Origin of the sequence: Nonomuraea helvata, from assembly GCF_039535785.1 — a bacterium.
Classification (GTDB): Bacteria; Actinomycetota; Actinomycetes; order Streptosporangiales; family Streptosporangiaceae; genus Nonomuraea; species Nonomuraea helvata.
This window is the reverse complement of record NZ_BAAAXV010000001.1, coordinates 1,061,402-1,080,626: the sequence shown is the minus strand read 5'-3', so window position 1 is coordinate 1,080,626 and position 19,225 is coordinate 1,061,402. Positions and strand designations below refer to the sequence as shown.

General features: G+C 70.9%; 23 protein-coding genes. 13 read left to right on the top strand and 10 right to left on the bottom strand.

Going from position 1 to position 19,225, the window contains the following annotated elements:
- Nucleotides 1–5: 5 nt before the first annotated feature.
- From ABD830_RS04915 to ABD830_RS04905, 3 genes are all read right to left on the bottom strand, one after another.
- Nucleotides 6–1,469, bottom strand: a complete 1,464-nt coding sequence (locus ABD830_RS04915; RefSeq protein WP_344985134.1) for a trypsin-like serine peptidase — start codon at nt 1,467–1,469, stop codon at nt 6–8.
- A gap of 92 nt (nt 1,470–1,561) precedes the next feature.
- Complete coding sequence (gene ligD, locus ABD830_RS04910) at nt 1,562–2,563, bottom strand: non-homologous end-joining DNA ligase (RefSeq protein ID WP_344985133.1); 1,002 nt, start codon at nt 2,561–2,563, stop codon at nt 1,562–1,564.
- A gap of 48 nt (nt 2,564–2,611) precedes the next feature.
- Nucleotides 2,612–2,806 (bottom strand): hypothetical protein, encoded by a 195-nt coding sequence (locus ABD830_RS04905; RefSeq protein ID WP_344985132.1) that lies wholly within the window; start codon nt 2,804–2,806, stop codon nt 2,612–2,614.
- Nucleotides 2,807–3,207: 401 nt separating this feature from the next.
- On the opposite strand from ABD830_RS04905, the gene hisD reads away from it, so the two are divergent.
- The 9 genes from hisD to hisF are packed head-to-tail and all read left to right on the top strand — an operon-like array spanning nt 3,208 to nt 9,218.
- Nucleotides 3,208–4,524, top strand: a complete 1,317-nt coding sequence (hisD, locus tag ABD830_RS04900) for a histidinol dehydrogenase (protein WP_344985131.1) — start codon at nt 3,208–3,210, stop codon at nt 4,522–4,524.
- Entirely contained in the window at nt 4,521–5,591 is a 1,071-nt protein-coding gene (locus tag ABD830_RS04895) for a histidinol-phosphate transaminase (RefSeq protein ID WP_344985130.1), read from the top strand. Before hisD ends, ABD830_RS04895 begins: the two co-directional genes overlap by 4 nt.
- The gene (gene hisB, locus ABD830_RS04890; RefSeq protein ID WP_344985129.1) at nt 5,588–6,181 is read left to right on the top strand and encodes an imidazoleglycerol-phosphate dehydratase HisB; all 594 of its coding nucleotides are present in this window, start codon (nt 5,588–5,590) and stop codon (nt 6,179–6,181) included. The genes ABD830_RS04895 and hisB overlap by 4 nt, the downstream gene beginning before the upstream one ends.
- Nucleotides 6,178–6,333 carry a hypothetical protein gene (locus ABD830_RS04885; protein WP_344985127.1) on the top strand — a complete coding sequence of 52 codons (156 nt, stop codon included), beginning with the start codon at nt 6,178–6,180 and terminating at the stop codon, nt 6,331–6,333. Before hisB ends, ABD830_RS04885 begins: the two co-directional genes overlap by 4 nt.
- A complete protein-coding gene (hisH, locus tag ABD830_RS04880; protein WP_344987626.1) occupies nt 6,330–6,962 on the top strand; it encodes an imidazole glycerol phosphate synthase subunit HisH in 633 nt (210 codons plus the stop codon). The genes ABD830_RS04885 and hisH overlap by 4 nt, the downstream gene beginning before the upstream one ends.
- Before the next feature lie 13 nt (nt 6,963–6,975).
- Nucleotides 6,976–7,305, top strand: a complete 330-nt coding sequence (locus tag ABD830_RS04875) for a hypothetical protein (RefSeq protein WP_344985126.1) — start codon at nt 6,976–6,978, stop codon at nt 7,303–7,305.
- On the top strand, nt 7,306–8,028 hold the full coding sequence (priA, locus tag ABD830_RS04870; RefSeq protein ID WP_344985125.1) for a bifunctional 1-(5-phosphoribosyl)-5-((5-phosphoribosylamino)methylideneamino)imidazole-4-carboxamide isomerase/phosphoribosylanthranilate isomerase PriA: 723 nt from the start codon (nt 7,306–7,308) through the stop codon (nt 8,026–8,028).
- Between the two features lie 21 nt (nt 8,029–8,049).
- Entirely contained in the window at nt 8,050–8,460 is a 411-nt protein-coding gene (locus ABD830_RS04865; RefSeq protein WP_344985124.1) for a Rid family hydrolase, read from the top strand.
- Nucleotides 8,457–9,218, top strand: a complete 762-nt coding sequence (gene hisF, locus ABD830_RS04860; RefSeq protein WP_344985123.1) for an imidazole glycerol phosphate synthase subunit HisF — start codon at nt 8,457–8,459, stop codon at nt 9,216–9,218. Before ABD830_RS04865 ends, hisF begins: the two co-directional genes overlap by 4 nt.
- Before the next feature lie 81 nt (nt 9,219–9,299).
- Here hisF and ABD830_RS04855 read toward each other — a convergent pair whose 3' ends face one another.
- The 4 genes from ABD830_RS04855 to ABD830_RS04840 form a co-directional block, all read right to left on the bottom strand.
- Nucleotides 9,300–10,661 (bottom strand): glutamine synthetase family protein, encoded by a 1,362-nt coding sequence (locus ABD830_RS04855; protein WP_344985122.1) that lies wholly within the window; start codon nt 10,659–10,661, stop codon nt 9,300–9,302.
- A gap of 61 nt (nt 10,662–10,722) precedes the next feature.
- Entirely contained in the window at nt 10,723–10,938 is a 216-nt protein-coding gene (locus ABD830_RS04850; RefSeq protein WP_344985121.1) for a hypothetical protein, read from the bottom strand.
- A gap of 73 nt (nt 10,939–11,011) precedes the next feature.
- Nucleotides 11,012–11,455 (bottom strand): ABA4-like family protein, encoded by a 444-nt coding sequence (locus tag ABD830_RS04845; RefSeq protein ID WP_344985120.1) that lies wholly within the window; start codon nt 11,453–11,455, stop codon nt 11,012–11,014.
- Nucleotides 11,452–12,384, bottom strand: a complete 933-nt coding sequence (locus ABD830_RS04840; protein WP_344985119.1) for a hypothetical protein — start codon at nt 12,382–12,384, stop codon at nt 11,452–11,454. Before ABD830_RS04840 ends, ABD830_RS04845 begins: the two co-directional genes overlap by 4 nt.
- 94 nt (nt 12,385–12,478) lie before the next feature.
- On the opposite strand from ABD830_RS04840, the gene ABD830_RS04835 reads away from it, so the two are divergent.
- Nucleotides 12,479–13,096 (top strand): MerR family transcriptional regulator, encoded by a 618-nt coding sequence (locus ABD830_RS04835; protein WP_344985118.1) that lies wholly within the window; start codon nt 12,479–12,481, stop codon nt 13,094–13,096.
- 6 nt (nt 13,097–13,102) lie between these two features.
- Here the strand turns inward: ABD830_RS04835 and ABD830_RS04830 are convergent, their stop codons facing one another.
- Nucleotides 13,103–13,732 (bottom strand): TIGR03085 family metal-binding protein, encoded by a 630-nt coding sequence (locus ABD830_RS04830; protein ID WP_344985117.1) that lies wholly within the window; start codon nt 13,730–13,732, stop codon nt 13,103–13,105.
- 124 nt (nt 13,733–13,856) lie between these two features.
- Between ABD830_RS04830 and ABD830_RS04825 the strand changes: the two genes are divergently transcribed.
- Nucleotides 13,857–15,665, top strand: a complete 1,809-nt coding sequence (locus tag ABD830_RS04825; protein WP_344987625.1) for an ABC transporter ATP-binding protein — start codon at nt 13,857–13,859, stop codon at nt 15,663–15,665.
- The gene (locus ABD830_RS04820; RefSeq protein ID WP_344985116.1) at nt 15,662–17,443 is read left to right on the top strand and encodes an ABC transporter ATP-binding protein; all 1,782 of its coding nucleotides are present in this window, start codon (nt 15,662–15,664) and stop codon (nt 17,441–17,443) included. Before ABD830_RS04825 ends, ABD830_RS04820 begins: the two co-directional genes overlap by 4 nt.
- Here the strand turns inward: ABD830_RS04820 and ABD830_RS04815 are convergent, their stop codons facing one another.
- Together ABD830_RS04815 and ABD830_RS04810 are read right to left on the bottom strand one after the other, a co-directional pair.
- A complete protein-coding gene (locus tag ABD830_RS04815) occupies nt 17,444–17,833 on the bottom strand; it encodes an ATP-binding protein (protein ID WP_344985115.1) in 390 nt (129 codons plus the stop codon).
- The gene (locus tag ABD830_RS04810) at nt 17,826–18,707 is read right to left on the bottom strand and encodes an MEDS domain-containing protein (protein ID WP_344985114.1); all 882 of its coding nucleotides are present in this window, start codon (nt 18,705–18,707) and stop codon (nt 17,826–17,828) included. Before ABD830_RS04810 ends, ABD830_RS04815 begins: the two co-directional genes overlap by 8 nt.
- Nucleotides 18,708–18,789: 82 nt before the next feature.
- Between ABD830_RS04810 and ABD830_RS04805 the strand changes: the two genes are divergently transcribed.
- Nucleotides 18,790–19,140, top strand: coding sequence for an STAS domain-containing protein (locus tag ABD830_RS04805; RefSeq protein WP_344985113.1), 351 nt, complete (start codon nt 18,790–18,792; stop codon nt 19,138–19,140).
- Nucleotides 19,141–19,225: the final 85 nt, after the last annotated feature.

Sequence of the window (19,225 nt, the reverse complement as noted above, 5' to 3'; positions counted from 1 at the left end):
GATGATCAGAGCAGGCCGGACGCGGCCGCGGTGGGAAGGGAGAACGTGCTGGTGTTGTCGGTCTGGGACGGGTCGAGGGGCGTGGAGCCGACGGTGGCGGTGATGCGCGGTGAGGCCGCGGCGTCGCGGGCGACCTGGACCTGAGCCGAGACCCGGACCGGATGGCCGGGGCGGACGACGGGGATCGTGCAGGTGGCCTTTCCGCGCGTCTGCCTGCAGGAGGCGCCGTCCACCGAGGACAGGCTCGTGCCCTCCGGGAGCGTGAACGTGACGGGCACCCGCGCGGCGGACATCAGCCCGCGCACGGCGACGGTGGCCGTGACGGTGGCGGTGTCGCCGGGTCTGACCGCGCTCTTCGGGCCGTCGGCGCTGATGGACAGCGCGTCGTACACGCCGTCCGGGTCGGCGTGCTGCACGATGGCGCCGTAGCTCTCGGCGTTGAGGGCGTTGGCCACGGAGAACCCGCCGTCCTCGCCGTCCTCGGTGCCCGCCGACAGCACGCCGACCAGGTCGCGGGTGCCTTTGAGCAGCCACGGCCCGCCGCTGTGGCCTCTGAACAGGTGGCAGTTGTACGTCTCCATCCGCCCGTCCTCCGGCAGGGGGGCGGAGCCGGAGGGGACGTAGAGGGTGCCGTCGATGATCCCGCCGGCCGGCTCGCTCCTGCCCATGCACCAGAGCTGGTCCCTGCCGTCGTACGGCCTCCTGCCGGACACGCCGGGATAGCCCGTGGTGGCGATGGTGTGCCGGACGCCCTGGTTGAGCATCGGGGTGAAGGCGCCGACCGCGTCCTGGAGCGTGCGGTTGTTCCGCTTGCCGACCTCGATGAGGGCGATGTCGTAGATCGAGTTCCAGTCGCCGCCGCTCAGGCCGGTGTAGCCGTCGGGTTTCCACGCCCGGCGGGCGCCCCACCGCCCGTACGGCTCGCGCTGGCGCATGCTCTTCGCCCGCCCGTCGTACGCGGGCACGAACGCGAAGTGCGAGTGCCACCGGCCGGTCGAGGCGCCCATCGGCACCCCGTACACGCAGTGGGCGGCGGTCACGACGAGCACCTTGGCCGCGGAGCGCACCACGGAGGCGCTGCAGGCGTCGTCCTCCCCGCTCGCGTTGACGTAGAACAGCCGGCCGGTGATCCTGCTGGCCACCGAGTCGGTGTACGGCCGGTGCACGCGGGCGTAGCCGTTGGCGTCCCCGCCGGGGGTGAGCCGCTTGGCGCTGGGCACGCTGCGCCGCGCGGCGGCCTGCGTGGGCTTGCGCAGGGTCCGCGGCAGGTTCGCGCCGCTGGCCTTGGCCTGCTTGCCGGCGGTCCAGTAACGCACGGCCTGGCTCGGGCGCATCAGCGGTGACGACGCGACGCCCCAGGAGCCTTCTTTGACTGGCGCGGCGGGCGGCGGTGGCTCGGCGGCCTCGGCGGGCATCGCGAACGCGACGCCGGCCAGCGTGATCAGCGTGGTGACCAGAGTCTTCGACACAGCGTCCCCTCGGAAGGTGATCTACAGCCTGTCGATGACTCTAAGTCACAGTATGGAAGCGAAATGTAATTGAGTGCTGCGTGTCGTGGCGGTCAGCCGGCTGCCGCGTCGTGTCCCGGGAGGATCTCCGCGATGGTGGCCTCGTGCGGCTCGCGGTCGGGCCGCAGCCCGCGCCAGGAGGGGTGGCGCAGCCGGCGGTCGCCGGTGACCTCGGCGTACTGCACCTCGCCGACCAGGCGCGGCTCGACCCAGTGGGCGTCCCTCGCGTACTCGCGCGGCACTGCCTCGTCGAACGGCGGCTCCGGCCGCTCCAGCGCCGCGAGACGCTCGCCCAGGTCGCGCAGCGCGGCCTCGGTGAACCCGGTGCCGACGTGCCCCACGTACTGCAGCCGGCCCTGGGGGTCGTACGCGCCGAGCAGCAGCGAGCCGATCATCCCCGACCGCCGCCCTGCTCCGGGCTTCCACCCGCCGACCACGACCTCGACGGCGCGCACGTTCTTGATCTTCGTCCAGTCCGCGCTGCGCCGGCCCGGACGGTACGGCGAGCCCATCCGCTTGCACACGACCCCTTCGAGCCCCAGCTGCCTGGAGGAGTCGAACGCCAGCCCGGCGTGGTCGGCGAACCACACCGGCACCTCCCACCGGTAGCCGGGCCTGAACGTGGTCTCGAGCAGCTCCCTGCGCTGGGAGTAGGGGCGGGCGACGGTGCTGTCGTCGTCGAGGTGGAGGATGTCGAAGGCCATGTACGTCACCGGCACCGACCTGACCAGCTCCGCGATCGCCACGGGGTTGCGCTGGTGCATCCGGGGTTGCAGCGCCTCGAAGCTGGGCCGGCCGGTCTCGTCGAACGCCACGATCTCCCCGTCGATCACGGCCGGGTGCCCGCCGGTGGCGCCGGCCATGAGCTGGAGCTCGGGGTAGGCGGTGGTGATGTCCTTGCTGTTGCGCGACATCAGGCGGACGGCGCCGCCCTGGATGTAGGCGAGGGCGCGGACGCCGTCCCATTTCATCTCGACGGCCCAGTCCGCGCCCTGGACGGAGTTCAGGGAGCCGAGCTGGGCCAGCATCGGCGTGTAGGGCGGCAGCCGGACCATGGTGCATGCCGTACCCGGCCCGGCTGATCGACAGTGGCGGGTCAGGGTTTACAGATGGTCAAGGGAGGGGTCTTCGACGAGCTCGGCCAGATCCACGCCGTGGACGGCCAGCTCGGAGACGGTGGCGCAGTAGCCGCGTAGGTACGTCCTGCCGTTGACCTGGTGGGAGACACGCAGAAGTGGGCGATCGTCCAGAATGATCGCCTCTACCAGGAGCCCGTCCGGGCTTCGCCACTGTCCCACCCGGCAAGCGTATGGGCTCGGACATAATGGACATGCAATGTGAAAGTACTCACATGGCCTCGAAGGCCGCTGTGACCTCCTTCGTGCCGCGACACGTGCTCCGTGATCACCCGGCAAAAACTGCTTGGCGCTTTTTTGGCGTGGCGCGTTAGCGAGAGGCTCCTGAGGGGCAGTGGTGTGGTCCTGAGCTTTCCCGGCCGTGGCCGTACCCCCCGTGACGGTCGCGGCGCTGCCCCGGCATGCCCGGTCCGGGGTCGCGGCGGCCGTGGGCGCGACGTCGGCGAGCGTCGCCCACGGCCGCCACACGTCACCTGTAGGGAGCCTGTGGGGGCCGCGGGTGTCGGGCGTCCCGCATGGTGGACAGAACCTGATTCAGGGGACGGACTCCGTAGACTGTACGGGTGATTTCCCGTATCGACATGCGCGGTTCTCTGCCGGAGGATCTGCGCGACGTGCTGCCCCGCGCCGAGCTCGACGTCGAGGCCGCCCTGGAGAAGGTGCGGCCCATCTGCGACGACGTACGCCATCGCGGGGCGGCAGCCGTACGGGAGCTGACCGCCAGGTTCGACGGTGTCGAGATCGCCACCACCCGCGTCCCCGCCGAGGCGATCGAGCGAGCGCTGAGCGAGCTCGACCCCAGAGTCCGGGCGGCGCTGGAGGAGTCGATCAGGCGGGCCAGGCTGGTCCACCGCGACCAGCGGCGCGCCGACGTCACCACCCAGGTCGTGCCCGGCGGCACCGTGACCGAGCGGTGGGTGCCGGTCGAGCGCGTGGGCCTGTACGTCCCCGGCGGCCGCGCGGTCTATCCCTCCAGCGTGGTGATGAACGTCGTCCCGGCCCAGGAGGCCGGCGTCCCCTCGCTGGCCGTCACCAGCCCGGCGCAGAAGGAGTACGGCGGGCTGCCGCACCCCACGATCCTGGCCGCGTGCGCGCTGCTCGGCGTGGACGAGGTCTACTCCGTGGGCGGGGCGCAGGCGGTGGCCATGTTCGCCTACGGCACGGAGGAGTGCCCGGCCGCCACGATGGTGACCGGTCCCGGCAACATCTGGGTGGCCGCGGCCAAGCGGCTGCTCAAGGGCCGCATCGGCATCGACTCCGAGGCGGGCCCGACCGAGATCGCCATCCTGGCCGACGAGACGGCCGACCCGGTCCACGTGGCCGCCGACCTGATCAGCCAGGCCGAGCACGACGTGATCGCCGCCGCCGTGCTGGTCACCACCAGCGCCGAGCTGGCCGACGCGGTCGAGAAGGAGCTGCCGGCCCAGGTGTCGGCGACCAAGCACTCCGAGCGCATCACCGAGGCGCTGAGCGGCAGGCAGTCGGGCATCGTGCTGGTCGACTCCGTCGACGACGGCATCAAGATCGTGGACGCGTACGCGGCCGAGCACCTGGAGATCCACACCGCGAACGCCGCCGAGGTCGCCGGGAAGATCCGGAACGCCGGGGCGATCTTCGTGGGCACGTACGCGCCCGTCTCGCTCGGCGACTACCTCGCCGGCTCCAACCACGTGCTGCCCACGGGCGGCTGCGCCTGCCACTCCAGCGGCCTGTCGGTGCAGTCGTTCCTGCGCGGCATCCATGTCGTCGACTACACCCGCGAGGCGCTCGCGGGCGCGGCGGCCCACGTGTCGGTCCTGGCCGACGCCGAGGACCTGCCCGCCCACGGCGCCGCCGTCCGTGCCCGATTCGACTGGAAAGTTCCCACGGAGAACGCGTGAACCTCGACGACCTGCCCATCAGGGACGATCTCCGGGGTAAGTCGCCGTACGGCGCGCCCCAGATCGACGTCCCCGTCAGGCTCAACACCAACGAGAACCCCTACCCGCCCTCGCCCGGGCTGATCGCCGACCTGGCCGAGGCGGTCAGGGCGAGCGCCGCGGACCTCAATCGCTACCCCGACAGGGATGCCACGGCGCTCCGCGCCGACCTGGCCGGCTACCTGGGCCACGGGCTGACCACCGAGCAGGTGTGGGCCGCCAACGGCTCCAACGAGGTGCTCCAGCAGATCCTGCAGGCCTTCGGCGGCCACGGCCGCACGGCCATCGGGTTCGAGCCGTCATACTCGATGCACCCGATCATCACCAGCGGCACCAGCACCGAGTGGATCTCGGCCAGCCGCGAGGACGACTTCTCGATCGACCCCGCCAAGGCGACGGCGGCGATCGAGGAGCACCGGCCCGACATCGTGTTCCTGGCCTCGCCCAACAACCCGACGGGCACCGCCCAGCCGCTCGAGACGATCGAGGCGGTGGTGGCCGCGGCCCCGGGCATGGTCGTGGTCGACGAGGCCTACGCCGAGTTCGCCCGCGAGGGCACGCCGTCGGCGCTCACCCTGCTGTCCGCCCACCCGAGGCTGATCGTCACCAGGACGATGTCCAAGGCGTTCGCCATGGCGGGCACCCGGCTCGGCTACCTGGCCGCCCACCCGGCCGTGGTGGAGGCGCTGCTGCTGGTGCGGCTGCCGTACCACCTGTCCACGCTCACCCAGGCGGCCGCCCGCGTGGCGCTGCGGCACCGCGCCGAGCTGCTGGGCACGGTCGACGCGCTGCGGCGCGAGCGCGACGACACGGTCGCGTGGCTGCGCTCCAAGGGCCTGGCCGTGGCCGACTCCGACGCCAACTTCGTGCTGTTCGGGCGCTTCCCCGACCGGCGCAAGGTGTGGGAGGGGCTGCTGGAGCGCGGGGTCCTCATCCGCGAGGTGGGCCCGCCACAATGGCTGCGTGTGTCGATCGGCACCGGTGAGGAGATGGCGGCTTTCCGCGCCGCCATGGAAGGAGTGTTGTGAGTCGCGTAGGCCGCGTCGAGCGCGTTACGAAGGAGACCTCGGTCCTGGTGGAGGTCGGTCTCGACGGCACCGGCCGGGTCGAGGTCGCGACCGGGGTCGGGTTCTTCGACCACATGCTGGCCCAGCTCGGCAAGCACGGGCTGTTCGACCTGACGGTCAAGACCGAGGGCGACCTGCACATCGACTCCCACCACACGATCGAGGACACCGCGCTCGCGCTGGGCGCGGCGTTCCGCGAGGCGTTGGGCGACAAGTCGGGCATCAGGCGGTTCGGCAGTGCGTCGTGCCCGCTGGACGAGTCGCTCGCCCAGGTCACCGTCGACCTGTCCGGGCGACCGTACCTCGTGCACACCGAGCCCGAGGGCATGGCGCCGATGATCGGCCCCGACTACGACACGACGATGACGCGCCACATCCTGGAGTCGCTGGTCGCGCAGGCCGCGATCTGCCTCCACGTCCACGTCCCGTATGGGCGCAACGCCCACCATATCGTGGAGGCCCAGTTCAAGGCCCTGGCCAGGGCGCTGCGCGAGGCGTCCGAGCTCGACCCGCGCGCCACGGGCGTGCCCAGCACCAAGGGCGTCCTATGACCGACAACCTGCTCGCCGGGGTGATGGTCTTCATCGGCCTGTTCCTCATCGGCGGCGTGTTCTCCCTGTTCAGGCAGGGGCTCAAGATCGGTGCGGCGATCTGCGCGCTGGGCGCCGCCATGGCGATCACGGCGGGGGTGCTGTGGTGGTGAAGCCCAATATCGTCATCCTTGACTACGGGTCGGGCAATCTGCGCTCGGCCGAGCGGGCGCTGGCCAGGGTGGGCGCCGAGGTGACCGTGACGCCCGACTTCGACACCGCCCTCGACGCCGACGGCCTGGTGGTGCCGGGCGTCGGCGCGTTCGAGGCGTGCATGACCGGGCTCAAGGGCGTCCGTGGCGAGCAGATCATCGGCCGCCGCCTGTCCGGCGGGCGTCCGGTGCTGGGCATCTGCGTGGGCATGCAGATCCTGTTCGCCAGGGGCGTCGAGCACGGCGTCGAGACCGAGGGCTGCGGCGAGTGGCCGGGCACCGTCGAACGGCTCGAGGCGCCCGTGCTGCCCCACATGGGGTGGAACACGGTCAAGGCGCCCGCCGGCAGCGTCCTGTTCGCGGGGCTCGACGCGGCGACCCGCTTCTACTTCGTCCACTCGTACGGTGTGCGCGAGTGGGAGCTCCGTGCCGGCGAGGGGTTCGGCGAGCCGATCGTCACCTGGGCCGAGCACGGCGTGCCGTTCGTGGCGGCCGTGGAGAACGGCCCGCTCATGGCCACCCAGTTCCACCCCGAGAAGTCCGGCGACGCCGGAGCCGTACTGCTGAAGAACTGGCTCGGCTCGCTATGAGCCGCAAGATCTCATGAGCAAGGAGCGTGCGCGCCGGCGGGCCGAGCGAGAGGCGGAGCGGGCGCGCGCGATCCGGGCCAACGAGGAGCGGCAGGCACGCAAGGCACGCCGCCGCGCGCTCCTGGCCAGGCTGATCCCGCGCCCGGTGCGGTTCTACCGCCAGGGCGGCCTGATCGCCCGCCGCCACCGCGCCCAGAACGTCGCGCTCGGGCTGGGGTTCCTGTTCGTGCAGGCGATCGTGTGGCTGCTGTGGGGGTCGATCTTCCTCAGTTTCGGCGTGTTCGTCTTCTCGCTGCTGCTCGCGCCCGTTGTGCTGACTCTCGCTTTCGACCGGAGGACCTGAATGTCGCTCGTGTTGTTGCCCGCTGTGGATGTGATCGACGGCCAGGCTGTGCAACTGGTGCAGGGTGTGGCCGGGACGGAGAAAGGCTACGGCGAGCCGCTGGCCGCCGCGCTGGCCTGGCAGGAGGCGGGCGCCGAGTGGATCCACATGGTCGATCTCGACGCCGCGTTCGGCCGGGGGAGCAACCGGGAGCTGCTCGCCGACGTCATCGGCCGGCTCGATGTGAACGTGGAGCTGTCCGGCGGCATCCGCGACGACGATTCCCTGGCCGCCGCGCTGGCCACCGGCTGCCGCCGGGTCAACATCGGCACCGCCGCGCTGGAGAACCCCGACTGGTGCCGGAAGGCCATCGCCGAGCACGGCGACAGGATCGCGGTGGGGCTCGACGTGCGCGGCACCACGCTGGCGGCCCGCGGCTGGACCGAGGAAGGCGGAGACCTCTGGGAGGTCCTCGACCGGCTCGAGTCCGACGGCTGCCCCCGCTATGTCGTCACCGACGTGACCAAGGACGGCATGCTCCAGGGCCCCAACCTCGACCTCTACCGCCGGATCTGCGCCCGCACCGACAAGCCCGTCGTGGCCAGCGGCGGTGTCTCCTCCCTGGATGACCTGGTGGCACTCGCGTCCCTCGTCCCCGACGGACTCGAGGGAGCCATCGTGGGCAGTGCGCTCTACGCTCACGCGTTCACACTGGAAAACGCGCTTGCTGCAGTACGCGTGTAGCTCTTGCCGGGAGGGGGCGAGATGAGCGTTGGCATCTTCGGCATGGAAAGCACCGGGTCGCGGGTGTTCTCCGGCGGCATCTGGGAGGAGAGGTACGGCTACGCCCGCGCTGTCGTCGCGGGTGATCGGGTGATCGTGTCCGGCTGCACGGCCACGGTCGGCGGAGAGGTGCGCCATCTGGGTGACGCCTACAAGCAGAGCCTGACCGCGATCGACATCGCGCTGGAGGCCGTCACGACGGGCGGCCTGACCTGCGAGGACGTGGTCATGGTCCGTTACTATGTGGTGGAGCAGCGCCACTTCGACCTCGTGGGCCAGGCCATCGGCGAGGTCTTCGGGAAGGTGCGCCCCGCCTGCACTGGAGTGAGGGTGGCCGGGCTGGTCGACCCTCGGATGCTGGTCGAGATCGAAATCGAGGCTGTTCGAGCATGACCGTAGCCGTAAGAGTCATTCCCTGTCTCGATGTGGACGCCGGGCGCGTGGTCAAGGGCGTCAACTTCGAGAACCTGCGCGACGCCGGCGACCCCGTCGAGCTCGCCAGGCGTTATGACGAGGAGGGTGCCGACGAGCTCACCTTCCTCGACATCACCGCGTCGTCCGGCGAGCGGGAGACCATGCTCGACGTCGTGCGCCGGACGGCCGAGCAGGTGTTCATCCCGCTGACCGTCGGCGGCGGCGTCCGCGCGGTCGAGGACATCGACCGGCTGCTGCGGGCCGGGGCCGACAAGGTGTCGCTCAACACGGCCGCCATCGCCCGGCCCGAGCTGCTCACCGAGGCGTCCCGGCGGTTCGGCGCCCAGTGCATCGTGCTGTCCGTGGACGCCCGGCGCGCCGCGGGCACCGCCAGCGGGTTCGAGGTGACCACGCACGGCGGGCGGCGCGGCACCGGCATCGACGCGGTGGAGTGGGCGGCGCGCGGCGAGGAGCTGGGCGTGGGCGAGATCCTGCTCAACTCGATGGACGGTGACGGCACGCTCGACGGCTACGACCTGGAGATGCTGCGCGCGGTGCGTGCCGCGGTGCGGCTCCCGGTGATCGCCAGCGGCGGCGCCGGCCGCCTGGAGGACTTCCCTCCGGCGGTGGCGGCGGGCGCCGACGCGGTGCTGGCGGCCTCGGTGTTCCACTTCGGCACGCTCAAGATCTCCGAGGTCAAGGAGACACTCCGAGTGGCGGGCCACCCGGTCCGCTGACCGCACCGCCGGTGGGTAGGCGCCGCCTACCCACCGGCCAAGCGGGCCGGTGAGTCGTTCCGGGGCAGCGGGGGCGGGCTCTCAGAACACCCGCATGTGGTGGAACAGCTCGTAAGCGACGTCTTTGGCCGCGAACGCCGCCGCCTCAGAGCGCTTGACCGCCAGGTACGCGCTGCGCCGCAGCGGCCCCAGCGCCTCCATGAGCACCTCGTCCGCCTCCAGCGCGTCCAGCGCCTCGTCCAGCGACGAGGGCAGGCGCGTGTACTGGCCGGGCCGCGTGTCCGGGTCCACGTCGACGGCGGGTCCCGGGTCCAGCTTGCGGCGGATCCCGTCCAGGCCCGCGTGGATGACGGCCCCGAGCGCCAGGTACGGGTTGGCGGAGGAGTCCGACGGTTTGAGCTCCAGGTTCGGCTCGCCGGTCTCGCCGAGCGGGGAGCACACGCGGACCGCGGCCTCCCGGTTGTCGGGCCCGTAGACGGCGTACGCGCTCGACCACATGCGGGGCGCCAGCCGCCGGAAGCTGTTGACGCTCCCGCACGTCAGCGCGGTCAGGGCGGGCAGGTGGGCGATCAGGCCGCCGATGAACCCGTCGCGCACCTCGCTCTCCTCGGCGAAGACGTTCCGCGTGTCGCTCCACAGCGACAGATGCAGATGGGTCCCGTTTCCCGCCTGGTCGGCCAGCGGCTTGGGGGCGAGCGTCGCCCACATCTGCGTGCGCAGGGCGACCCCGCGCACGGTCTCGCGGTAGAGGACGTGGTTGTCGGCGGCGCGCAGCGCGGGCGCGTGGCGGATGGACAGCTCCTGCTGTCCAGGTCCCAACTCGGGATGGTAGTGCTCGATCCGTAGCCCCTGCTGCTCCAGGGCGTGGATGAGCTTGATCGTGTAGTCGTGGGCGGTGTCGAATCCGGTGTTCGCGTAGCAGAGCGAGTCGTCGAGCGGCACCAGCCGGTCGGGGCCGCCGGCCGGGTCCGGCAGGCGGCGGCCGAGGGTGAACTCCGGCTCGAACGCGGCCACCAGGGAGTAACCCTCGGTGGCCAGCTCGGCGACGGCCTCCTTGAGGAAGGTGCGCGGGCAGGCCTCCCAGGGCGTGCCGTCGGGCAGGCACAGGTCCGAGAGCATCGCGGCCGCACCGGGGGCGTGAGGCAATGGGACATATGTGGTGGGGTCGGGAAGAATGCGCACCTCGCCCACCGGACCCATGTGCTCGACCTCCTGGAGCTGGTCGAGCATGTTCATCGCCATCATGGCCACCGTGTGCCCGATGCCCGTGCTGAGCCGTTCGGCCAGCCGTGACCGGGATGCCGCCTTCCCCCGGATCACGCCAGCGTGGTCGGCGTAGAGAAAACGGATCAGCTCGATGCCCTCGAGCTCAGCTCGCTCGAGGATCCGCCGCGCATTGGGATCGAGCTGATTGATCTTGGTGCCGCTCGGGCGATCTCTCATCCTGCCTGCGTAACACGATCTGGCAGCGCGGGGAAGCACCTGACGCAGACAGAAGCTCGCGTCAGGTCAGAACATTGGTAAAGAAGACAGCCAGTTGGTTGGCGCCCTGGAGAATTCCATCAAACACTCCGTTGACCGCCGCCGCAGCCTGGGCCGGCTTGGTGAAAAGGTAGAACACCACGAACGCGACAGCCACGTAGGTGAGCACCTTCTTGACCTGCATGGGGGCCTCCTGCAGTCCATTCCCAGCCGTATATACCCGGATCTGGGCGATCATCGGCATCTTCTGTGAAGATGTTCATGATCATAACCGGGGGGCTTCTTTCCACTGCCATGGTACGGGTTAGAACTCAGCCGTGAGCCCCTACCACGCCGGTATTTCTGCGATAGGGGAGACGGATCACCAGATAGATCGGCAGCGCGATCGGCGACAGCAAGATCGTGAGGATCAGCATCGGGGCCATGACCAGCGGATGGATGTTCCTCTCGCGGCTGTCGAGGTACATCCACCGCCCGAGGAAGAGGTCCCAGGCGAGGATCTGCGCCCACAGCGCGGTCAGGGCCTCCGGCCTGGTCACCAGCTTCTGCAGCCCTTCCAATGAGGGCTGGGTCACCACGGGCCAGAACTCGCCGAACAGGGGTACGAGCAGGACCAGTTCGACGACCACCGCGGGCAGGACGATGAGCGGCGAGCCGGCCACCTGGCGGGTGAGCCGCCAGGTGGGCGCCAGGATCATCAGCGCCCAGAACGGCGCGGCCACGTAGAAGCTCAGGTCGAACAGGAACGAGGTCATGGAGCGGTCTCTCTCTCGGGCTCTCTCTCGGGCTCTCTCTTGGGGCGGAGCGCGACCGCGGCCGCGCCGAGTGCGGTGACGACCAGGACGCCCAGCACGGCCAGGGTCGCGGCGTCGGGGCGGATCAGCGGCTGGCCGCGCAGGGCCTGCCACAGGATGAGGAGGAACAGGCCACCGTAGGCGAGGCCGGCGATGAACACCAGGCGCAGCCGCACCTCTTCGCGGCGCAGGGCGGCGAACCGCGCGGACAGGGCCGCGAGCAGCAGCGCGAACAGGGGCAGCAGTTGCAGGGCGTGCATGCCCACGAAGTGCGGAACGCGCAGGTCGCCGCCGACGGTGCTCCAGCCGACCACGGGCAGTCCCGGGCCGCCGTCGGGCACGCCCACGCTGTGGGCGCCGGCGAAGTCCTCGGCCCACGTCTGCCCGGGCACGCTGGTCACCATCAGGCCGCCGGAGGCGATGCCGAACGTGGAGACGACCAGGCCCAGCCGTACCGTCCAGGTGCTCACGCGGTCGGCCTGGCGTTCGATGATCACGAAGACCGCGGCGACCAGGTTGGCGAGCATGAGCAGGCCGATCGTGACGCCCATGGCGATCCAGATCGACCTGTCGAGCGGGGTCGCCTCGTTGAAGTGACTGTGCCGGCCGCGGGCTGCCTGGAAGACGATGAGCGCCACCTCGCCCAGCCCGGCCACGACCAGGGTGGTGCCCGCCCACCAGTTCACCCGTCCGGCCCGGTGGCGGAGCGAGAGCAGCCAGGCCCACGTGAACGCGTAGAGCGTGAACGAGATCGTGAACTTCAGGGGCTTGATCCAGAGCGGGAGGCCGTCGAGCGTGCGGCCGTCCACGAAGACGAGGGCCAGGAAGATCGAGCTCAGCGCGGCCATGGCGGCGGCGAACAGGAGGAGCGGGCGGTGCCATGGCAGCATGGAAGCCTCCTACGTGGATAGTGGATAGCACTACTTATCACTATCTATAGCTAGGCTATCCGCATACGGCAAGAGGGGATGTGAAAGCGTGCGCATGGCAGAGCTGAGCGAGTCGGCCGGGATCCCGGTCCCGACGATCAAGTACTACATCCGGGAGGGCCTCGTGGCGCCCGGCCAGCCGACCGGCCGTAACCAGGCCGACTACACCGAGGAGCACGTGCGCAGACTCAAGCTCGTGCGCGCCCTCGTCGAGTACGGCGGGCTGTCCATCGCGGTGCTCCGCGACTTGATCGCGAGGATCGACAATCCGGACCTCGAGGCGTTCGACCTGCTCGGCGCGGCGCAGAAGACCGTGACCCAGGCCAAGGACCCGCGGCCGGGGCCGTACAAGGACCGGGCGGAGCGCCGCCTGCACGACCTGCTCACCGAGCGGGGCTGGCGGATCAGGACCGGCGACCCCGCTTACCGCACGGCCGTCGGCGTGCTCGCGACCCTCGACGAGGTCGGCCGCCAGGACATGCTCGACGTGCTCGGCTCCTACGCCGAGGCCGCCGAGCGGATCGCCGAGATCGACGTCGGCCTCGTCGGCGACGTGAGCGACCGCGAGCACGCGGTGGAGATCGTGATCATCGGGACCTCGGTGGGCGACACGCTGATCGCCTCGTTGCGCCGGCTGGCCCAGGCCTCCGTCGGGGAGCGCCTGTACACCTGAAAGCGGCTATACGCCCAGAGAGGCGTCGAGGAGCCGGTCGGCGGCCTCGGGGTCGCCGGTCAGCTCCACCCTGGCGTGCCGCTGCCGTCCGAAGCAGAACATCAGCAGCTCGCCGGCCCGCCCCGTCACCTCCACCTTGGCGCCGCCACGGGGGCCGCCGAGCGCCACGCCGCCGCCGAGCCGGTGCAGCACCACGCCCACCGGCGCCTTGCGCAGCATCAGCCGGGCGCCCGAGGCGACCCGCTTCCAGATGATCCGCTCGAGGTCGTCGGAAAGCTCGCGTGGCTCCCACTCCGGCTGGGCGCGCCGGACGTCCTCGTGGTGGACGAAGAACTCCAGGCTGTTGACGGCCTCGTCGAGGGAGGGCAGCAGTCCGTAGACGCCGCCCGGCTTGCGCACCATGCCGACCAGCTCGGGATAGGGATGCTTGGCCTTGAGCCCGTTCTGCACGGAGGCGGTGTAGCCGGCCAGGGGCTTGATCGCGATGCCGCCCATCGCGTCGGGCCGGCGTTCGCGCAGCACCAGGTGGGCGGCCAGATCGTACGTGCTCCAGCCCGTGCAGAGCGTCGGCGCGTCCGGGCCGAGGCGGTCGAACAGGTCGCACAGCGCGGTGCGTTCGTCGCGAGCGTGAGTCACATGGGCAACCCTACCCGCGGGAATAACGTACAGATCTGGAGTGATAGTGACTTAGGCAGATATGTCAGATCTGGCAGATTGAAGGGATCACTTCCGCGTGGCGACTAAGGTCACCTCGGCCGTGATGCGTCAAGGACTCCGTGTCCTTGGGGTGGCCATTCGCACGGAGAAGGCGGTGTTCGCGCTGGCGGTGCTGGCCAGCGCGGTCTACGGGGGCATGACCGTGGGCTCCGCGTGGGCGCTCGGCTGGGCGACGCAGCACGTGGTGCTGCCCACGTTCGCCCAGGGCGACGTCGCCTCGGGGACGCTGTGGACGGGAACGCTCCTCATCATGGGCGCGGCGTTGCTCAAGTCGTTCGGCGTGGCCGGGCGGCGTATCCTCGCCGGGGTCATCCAGTACCGCATGCAGGCCAGGTCGCGCAGGGACGTGACCAAGCAGTACCTGCGGCTACCGCTGTCCTGGCACCATCAGCACCCGACCGGCCAGCTGCTGTCGAACGCCAGCGCCGACGCCGAGGCCGCCTGGGCGCCGCTCGCGCCGCTGCCGATGGCCGTGGGCGTGATCGTCATGCTGTTCACCGCGGCGATCGCGATGGTGTTCACCGACCTCATGCTCGCGCTGGTAGGTTTCCTGATTTTTCCGGCTATCGCCGTACTGAACCTGATTTATCAGCGCAAGCTCAGCCCGCTCGCCACCCGCGCCCAGAAGCTGCGCGCCGAGGTCAGCGAGATCGCGCACGAGAGCTTCGACGGGGCGCTCGTCGTCAAGACGCTCGGCAGGGAGGAGCTGGAGACCGACCGGTTCCGGCGGCGCGCCCACGAGCTGCGCGACGCCAACATCGCGGTCGGGCGCGTGCGCGGGCTGTTCGACCCGATGCTGGAGGCGCTGCCCACGATCGGCGTGCTCGCGGTGCTCGCCGTCGGCGCGATGCGGCTGTCGGGCGGCTCGATCGACTCCGGTGACCTGGTGCAGGTGGCGTACCTGTTCACGCTGCTGGCCTTCCCGATCAGGGCGCTCGGCTGGGTGCTGGCCGAGCTGCCGCGCAGCGTGGTGGGCTGGCAGCGGGTGCAGGCCGTGCTGGACGCGACCGGCTCCATGGAGTACGGGCAGGCGGCCACGACCTCGTCCGCCCCGGCGGCGCTGGAGGTCTCCGGCGTCTCGTACGCCTACGGCGAGGCCGAGGTGCTGCACGACGTGAGCTTCGACGTGCCCGCAGGCCGTACCGTCGCCCTGGTCGGGCCCACCGGGTCGGGCAAGTCCACGCTCGTGCAGCTGCTGGTCAGGCTCGTGGACCCCGACGCGGGCCGGGTGCTGCTCGACGGCGTGGACCTGCGCGAGCTGGCCTACGGCGGCATCGCCGAGTCGGTGGCGCTGGTGCCGCAGCAGACGTTCCTGTTCGACGACAGTGTGCGCGGCAACATCGCGCTCGGGCTGGAGATCGGCGACGAGGACGTGTGGGCCGCCCTGCGGCTGGCCCAGGCCGACGGGTTCGTCGCCAGGCTCGCCGACGGGCTCGGCACCCGGGTCGGCGAGCGCGGCGCGTCGCTCTCCGGCGGCCAGCGCCAGCGGCTCGCGCTGGCGCGCGCCGTCGTGCGCCGGCCGCGCCTGCTCATCCTCGACGACGCCACCTCCAGCGTGGACCCGCAGGTCGAGGCCAAGATCCTGTACGGGCTGCGGGACGCCGCCGAGGCGTCGACCGTCGTGGTCGTCGCGTACCGGATGGCCACGATCGCCCTGGCCGACGAGGTCATCTATCTGGACCACGGCCGCGTCGTGGACCGCGGGACCCATGAGGAGCTGCTCGAGCGCTGTGCCGGCTACCGCAACCTGGTGACCGCGTACGAGCGCGAGGAGGCCGAGCGGGCCGCCATAGACGTGACAGCCGAAGGGCACATCGAAGGGGAAATCGAAGGGGAAGAGGTCAGCGCATGACGGCGCAGAGCATTCAGGGCAATTCCGAACGTTCCGCGCTGGCCACGATCCGCCGGGGACTCTCTTACACCCCAGAGTTCCGCAAAGGACTGGCGGGGACGCTGGCGCTGGCCGTCGTCGCGACCACCGGAAAGATCATCGTGCCGATCGCGGTTCAGCAGACGATCGACACGGGCCTCAAGAGCGGCACTCCGGACATTCCCTACATCACCGGGGCCGTCCTGGTGTGCGCGGTGGCCGTGCTGCTCACGGCGCTCGCCGCGTACATCATGAACGTCCGCCTCTACAAGGCGACGGAGTCGTCCCTCGCGACGTTGCGCGTGCGCGGCTTCCGCCACGTGCACGACCTGTCGGTGCTCACCCAGAACACCGAGCGGCGCGGCTCCCTGGTCTCGCGCGTCACCAACGACATCGACCAGATCAGCAACTTCATGCAGTGGGGCGGGCTGATGATCATCGTGGCGTTCGGCCAGCTCTTCGTGGCCACCGTCCTGATGTTCGTCTACTCCTGGCAGCTCACGCTGCTCGTCTGGGCCTGCTTCGTGCCGCTCATGATCGCCCTGCCGCGCTTCCAGCGGCTGCTGTCACGGGCGTACACGGTCGTGCGCGAGCGCACCGGCGACATGCTGGCGGCCGTGAGCGAGTCCGTCGTCGGTGCCGCCGTCATCAGGGCGTACGCCTCCGAGCGCCGCACCGCCGAGCGCATCGACAGCGCCGTGAACGCCAACAGGAGCGCCCAGGTCAGGGCGCAGACCATCGTCGGGTTCGTCTTCCCGCTGACCGAGATCGTGGCCGCCATCGCCATCGCCGGGATCGTGCTGCTCGGCGTGCGGCTCGGCCTGTCGGGGGACATCTCCCAAGGGCAGCTGGTGGCGTTCCTGTTCCTGGTCACCCTCTTCGTCTCACCGCTGCAGACCGCCACCGAGGTGCTGAACGAGGCGCAGAACGCGGTCGCCGGCTGGCGCCGCATCCTCGGCGTCCTCGACACCCCGCCCGACGTGGCCGACCCCGGCGACAAGGGCGTGGAGCTGCCCCGCGGCCCCATCTCGGTCGCCTTCGAGAACGTGCACTTCTCCTATCCCGGCGGCGCCCCCGTGCTGCGCGAGGTCACGCTGGCGATCCCGCCGCGCTCCCGGGTGGCCGTGGTGGGGGAGACGGGGTCGGGCAAGACCACGTTCGCCAAGCTCCTGACCCGCCTCATGGACCCGGCCTCGGGACGGGTCACGGTGGACGGCAGCGACCTGCGCGACGTCCGCTTCTCCTCCCTGCGCGAGCGGATCGTCATGGTGCCGCAGGACGGCTTCCTGTTCGACGGGACGCTGGAGGAGAACATCCGCTACGGCAAGCCGTCGGCCACCACCGAGGAGATCGAGCTCGCGATGACCGAGCTGGGCCTGGCCGACTGGCTGGAGGGCCTGCCCGCGGGCCTGGACACGCCCGTGGGCCAGCGCGGCGAGTCGCTGTCGGCCGGCGAGCGGCAGCTCGTCGCGCTGGCGCGCGCCTACCTCGCCGACCCCGACCTGCTCCTGCTGGACGAGGCCACCTCGGCGGTGGACCCGGCGACGGAGGTACGGCTCGCGCGGGCGCTGGAGGGCGTCACGCGGGGCCGTACGGCCATCTCGATCGCGCACCGCCTGTCGACCGCCGAGAACGCCGACGAGGTCCTGGTCTTCGACGCGGGCCGCCTGGTGCAGCGCGGGCCGCACGCCGAGCTGGTCAACGAGCCGGGAGTGTACGCCGACCTGCACGCCTCCTGGGTCTCCGCCGCCCACTCCTGATCAGGGGTCCACGGCGGCGAACGTCACGGTCGTGCCCCCGGGCCCGGACACGATCGTGATGTGCTCGCACAGCATGCGCGTCAACCACAACCCCCGCCCGCGGAACTCGAACCCCGCGGGCGGCCGCATGTCACCCATCCACCCCGCGGGCAGCCCGGGCCCCTCGTCGGTCACCTCGCACCACAGCCGCCCGCCGTGCGACCACAGCCGCAGCCGCCCGTACCCTCCGCCGTGGACCACGGCGTTGGTGGCGATCTCGTTGACCGCGAGCACGAAGTCCTCCAGGCGCCGTCCGCTCAGCCCCTCGTAGGCGGCGTGCTCGGCGACCGCCTTGCGAAGGAGCGTGATGCGCCCGCGCGCGAAGCTCGCGCACAGCACCTGTCTACGCATCGCCCACCCGGCGAACGGTGATGAACTCATCCGCCCTGATCAGCCGGAGCACCCTGGCCATGGAGTCGCCGCAGACGACCACGGTGGACCCCCGGGGCCGCGCCATGGCCGTCAGGGTCAGCAGCTGCGCCGAGCCGGCGTCGATGAAGGCGAGACCGCAGGCGTCGATCACGACCTCGGCGGGCTCCTTCTCCAGCCGCCCCAGCAACGACGCGAACGCCTGCCTGTTGGTCAGGTCGACCTCGCCCCAGACCCGTAGCCCGCACGGCTCGTTGGCGAAGCGCAGCAGCGCCTGCTCGGGCGCGACCGGGTGCACGGACATGGCCCGCTCGATGGACTCACGGGCGAACAGGTTGCGGTCGTACTGGCAGACGGCCGCCAGCCACCGCTCGCCGAACAGCTCGTTGGCCGCCGCCTCGAACGCCGCCTGCCCGCCGGCGTCGCCTGCTCCCCACGACGCGTCGACCAGGGCGTACACGCCGTGCTGACCGTGCTTGCGCGCCCGGTCCTTGGCGTCGGTCAACTTCCTGAGCACCCGGTCCGGGTCGAGGCGGCCGTCGGTGAAGTGGGTGTCGGCGCAGGCCAGGATCTCGACCTGCCCGGCCGACTCGGCGTCGGCGAACCCCGGCACGAGCGGCCCCAGCCACCCGCGCGTCCGCTCGGGGCTCTCGCCATGGGTGATGATCATCACTTTGGTACGGCGGCGCAAGCCGTTCACCGTGAACGCCCTCGCGGCCGCCATCCGCTCCCGCCGGTCCTCGAACGGCAGGCACACGTGATCCCCCAGGTCGGGATCGAGGACGGAGCCCTGCACCACGATGCTGTCCTCCCTGCACGCGTCGCGCCCCGAAGCCACTCCTCGCGGAGCCGTCACGTAGCGCATTGTCTGCAAAACCTACCGTGACGGAGCGCAGACAGGTGTACCTTTTCGGCGGGGCCGCCCACGGGGAGAAGTCATGAGGAGCACGGGCGTGGATTTCCTGCGGATGACGCGACGTCAACACGGCGACCTCGTGGTGGTCAGCCTGACGGGCGAGGTGGACGTGGACAACGTGTCGCAGGTCGGGCAGTGCCTCGACGAGGCGGCCTCGGCGCCCAGGCCGCGGCTCGTGGTCGACCTGACGGGGCTGACCTTCATCGACACGACGGGCCTCGGGGTGCTGGTGCGCCTGCTGGCCACGCTGCGCGAGCGCAACGGCACGATGGCCCTGGTGGCGCCGGACGGCCAGGTGCTGCGACGGCTCCGGCGTACGAATCTGGCGGCGCTGTTCCCCATCTACGACACCCTCGCCCAGGCCCTGGCCTGACACCGCCCCGCGGTCGCGCACGTCAACGGAGTCCGCTCCACCGTCCGCGCAGCTCTGGGCAACGAGCCGGGGTGGCCCCCTCGCA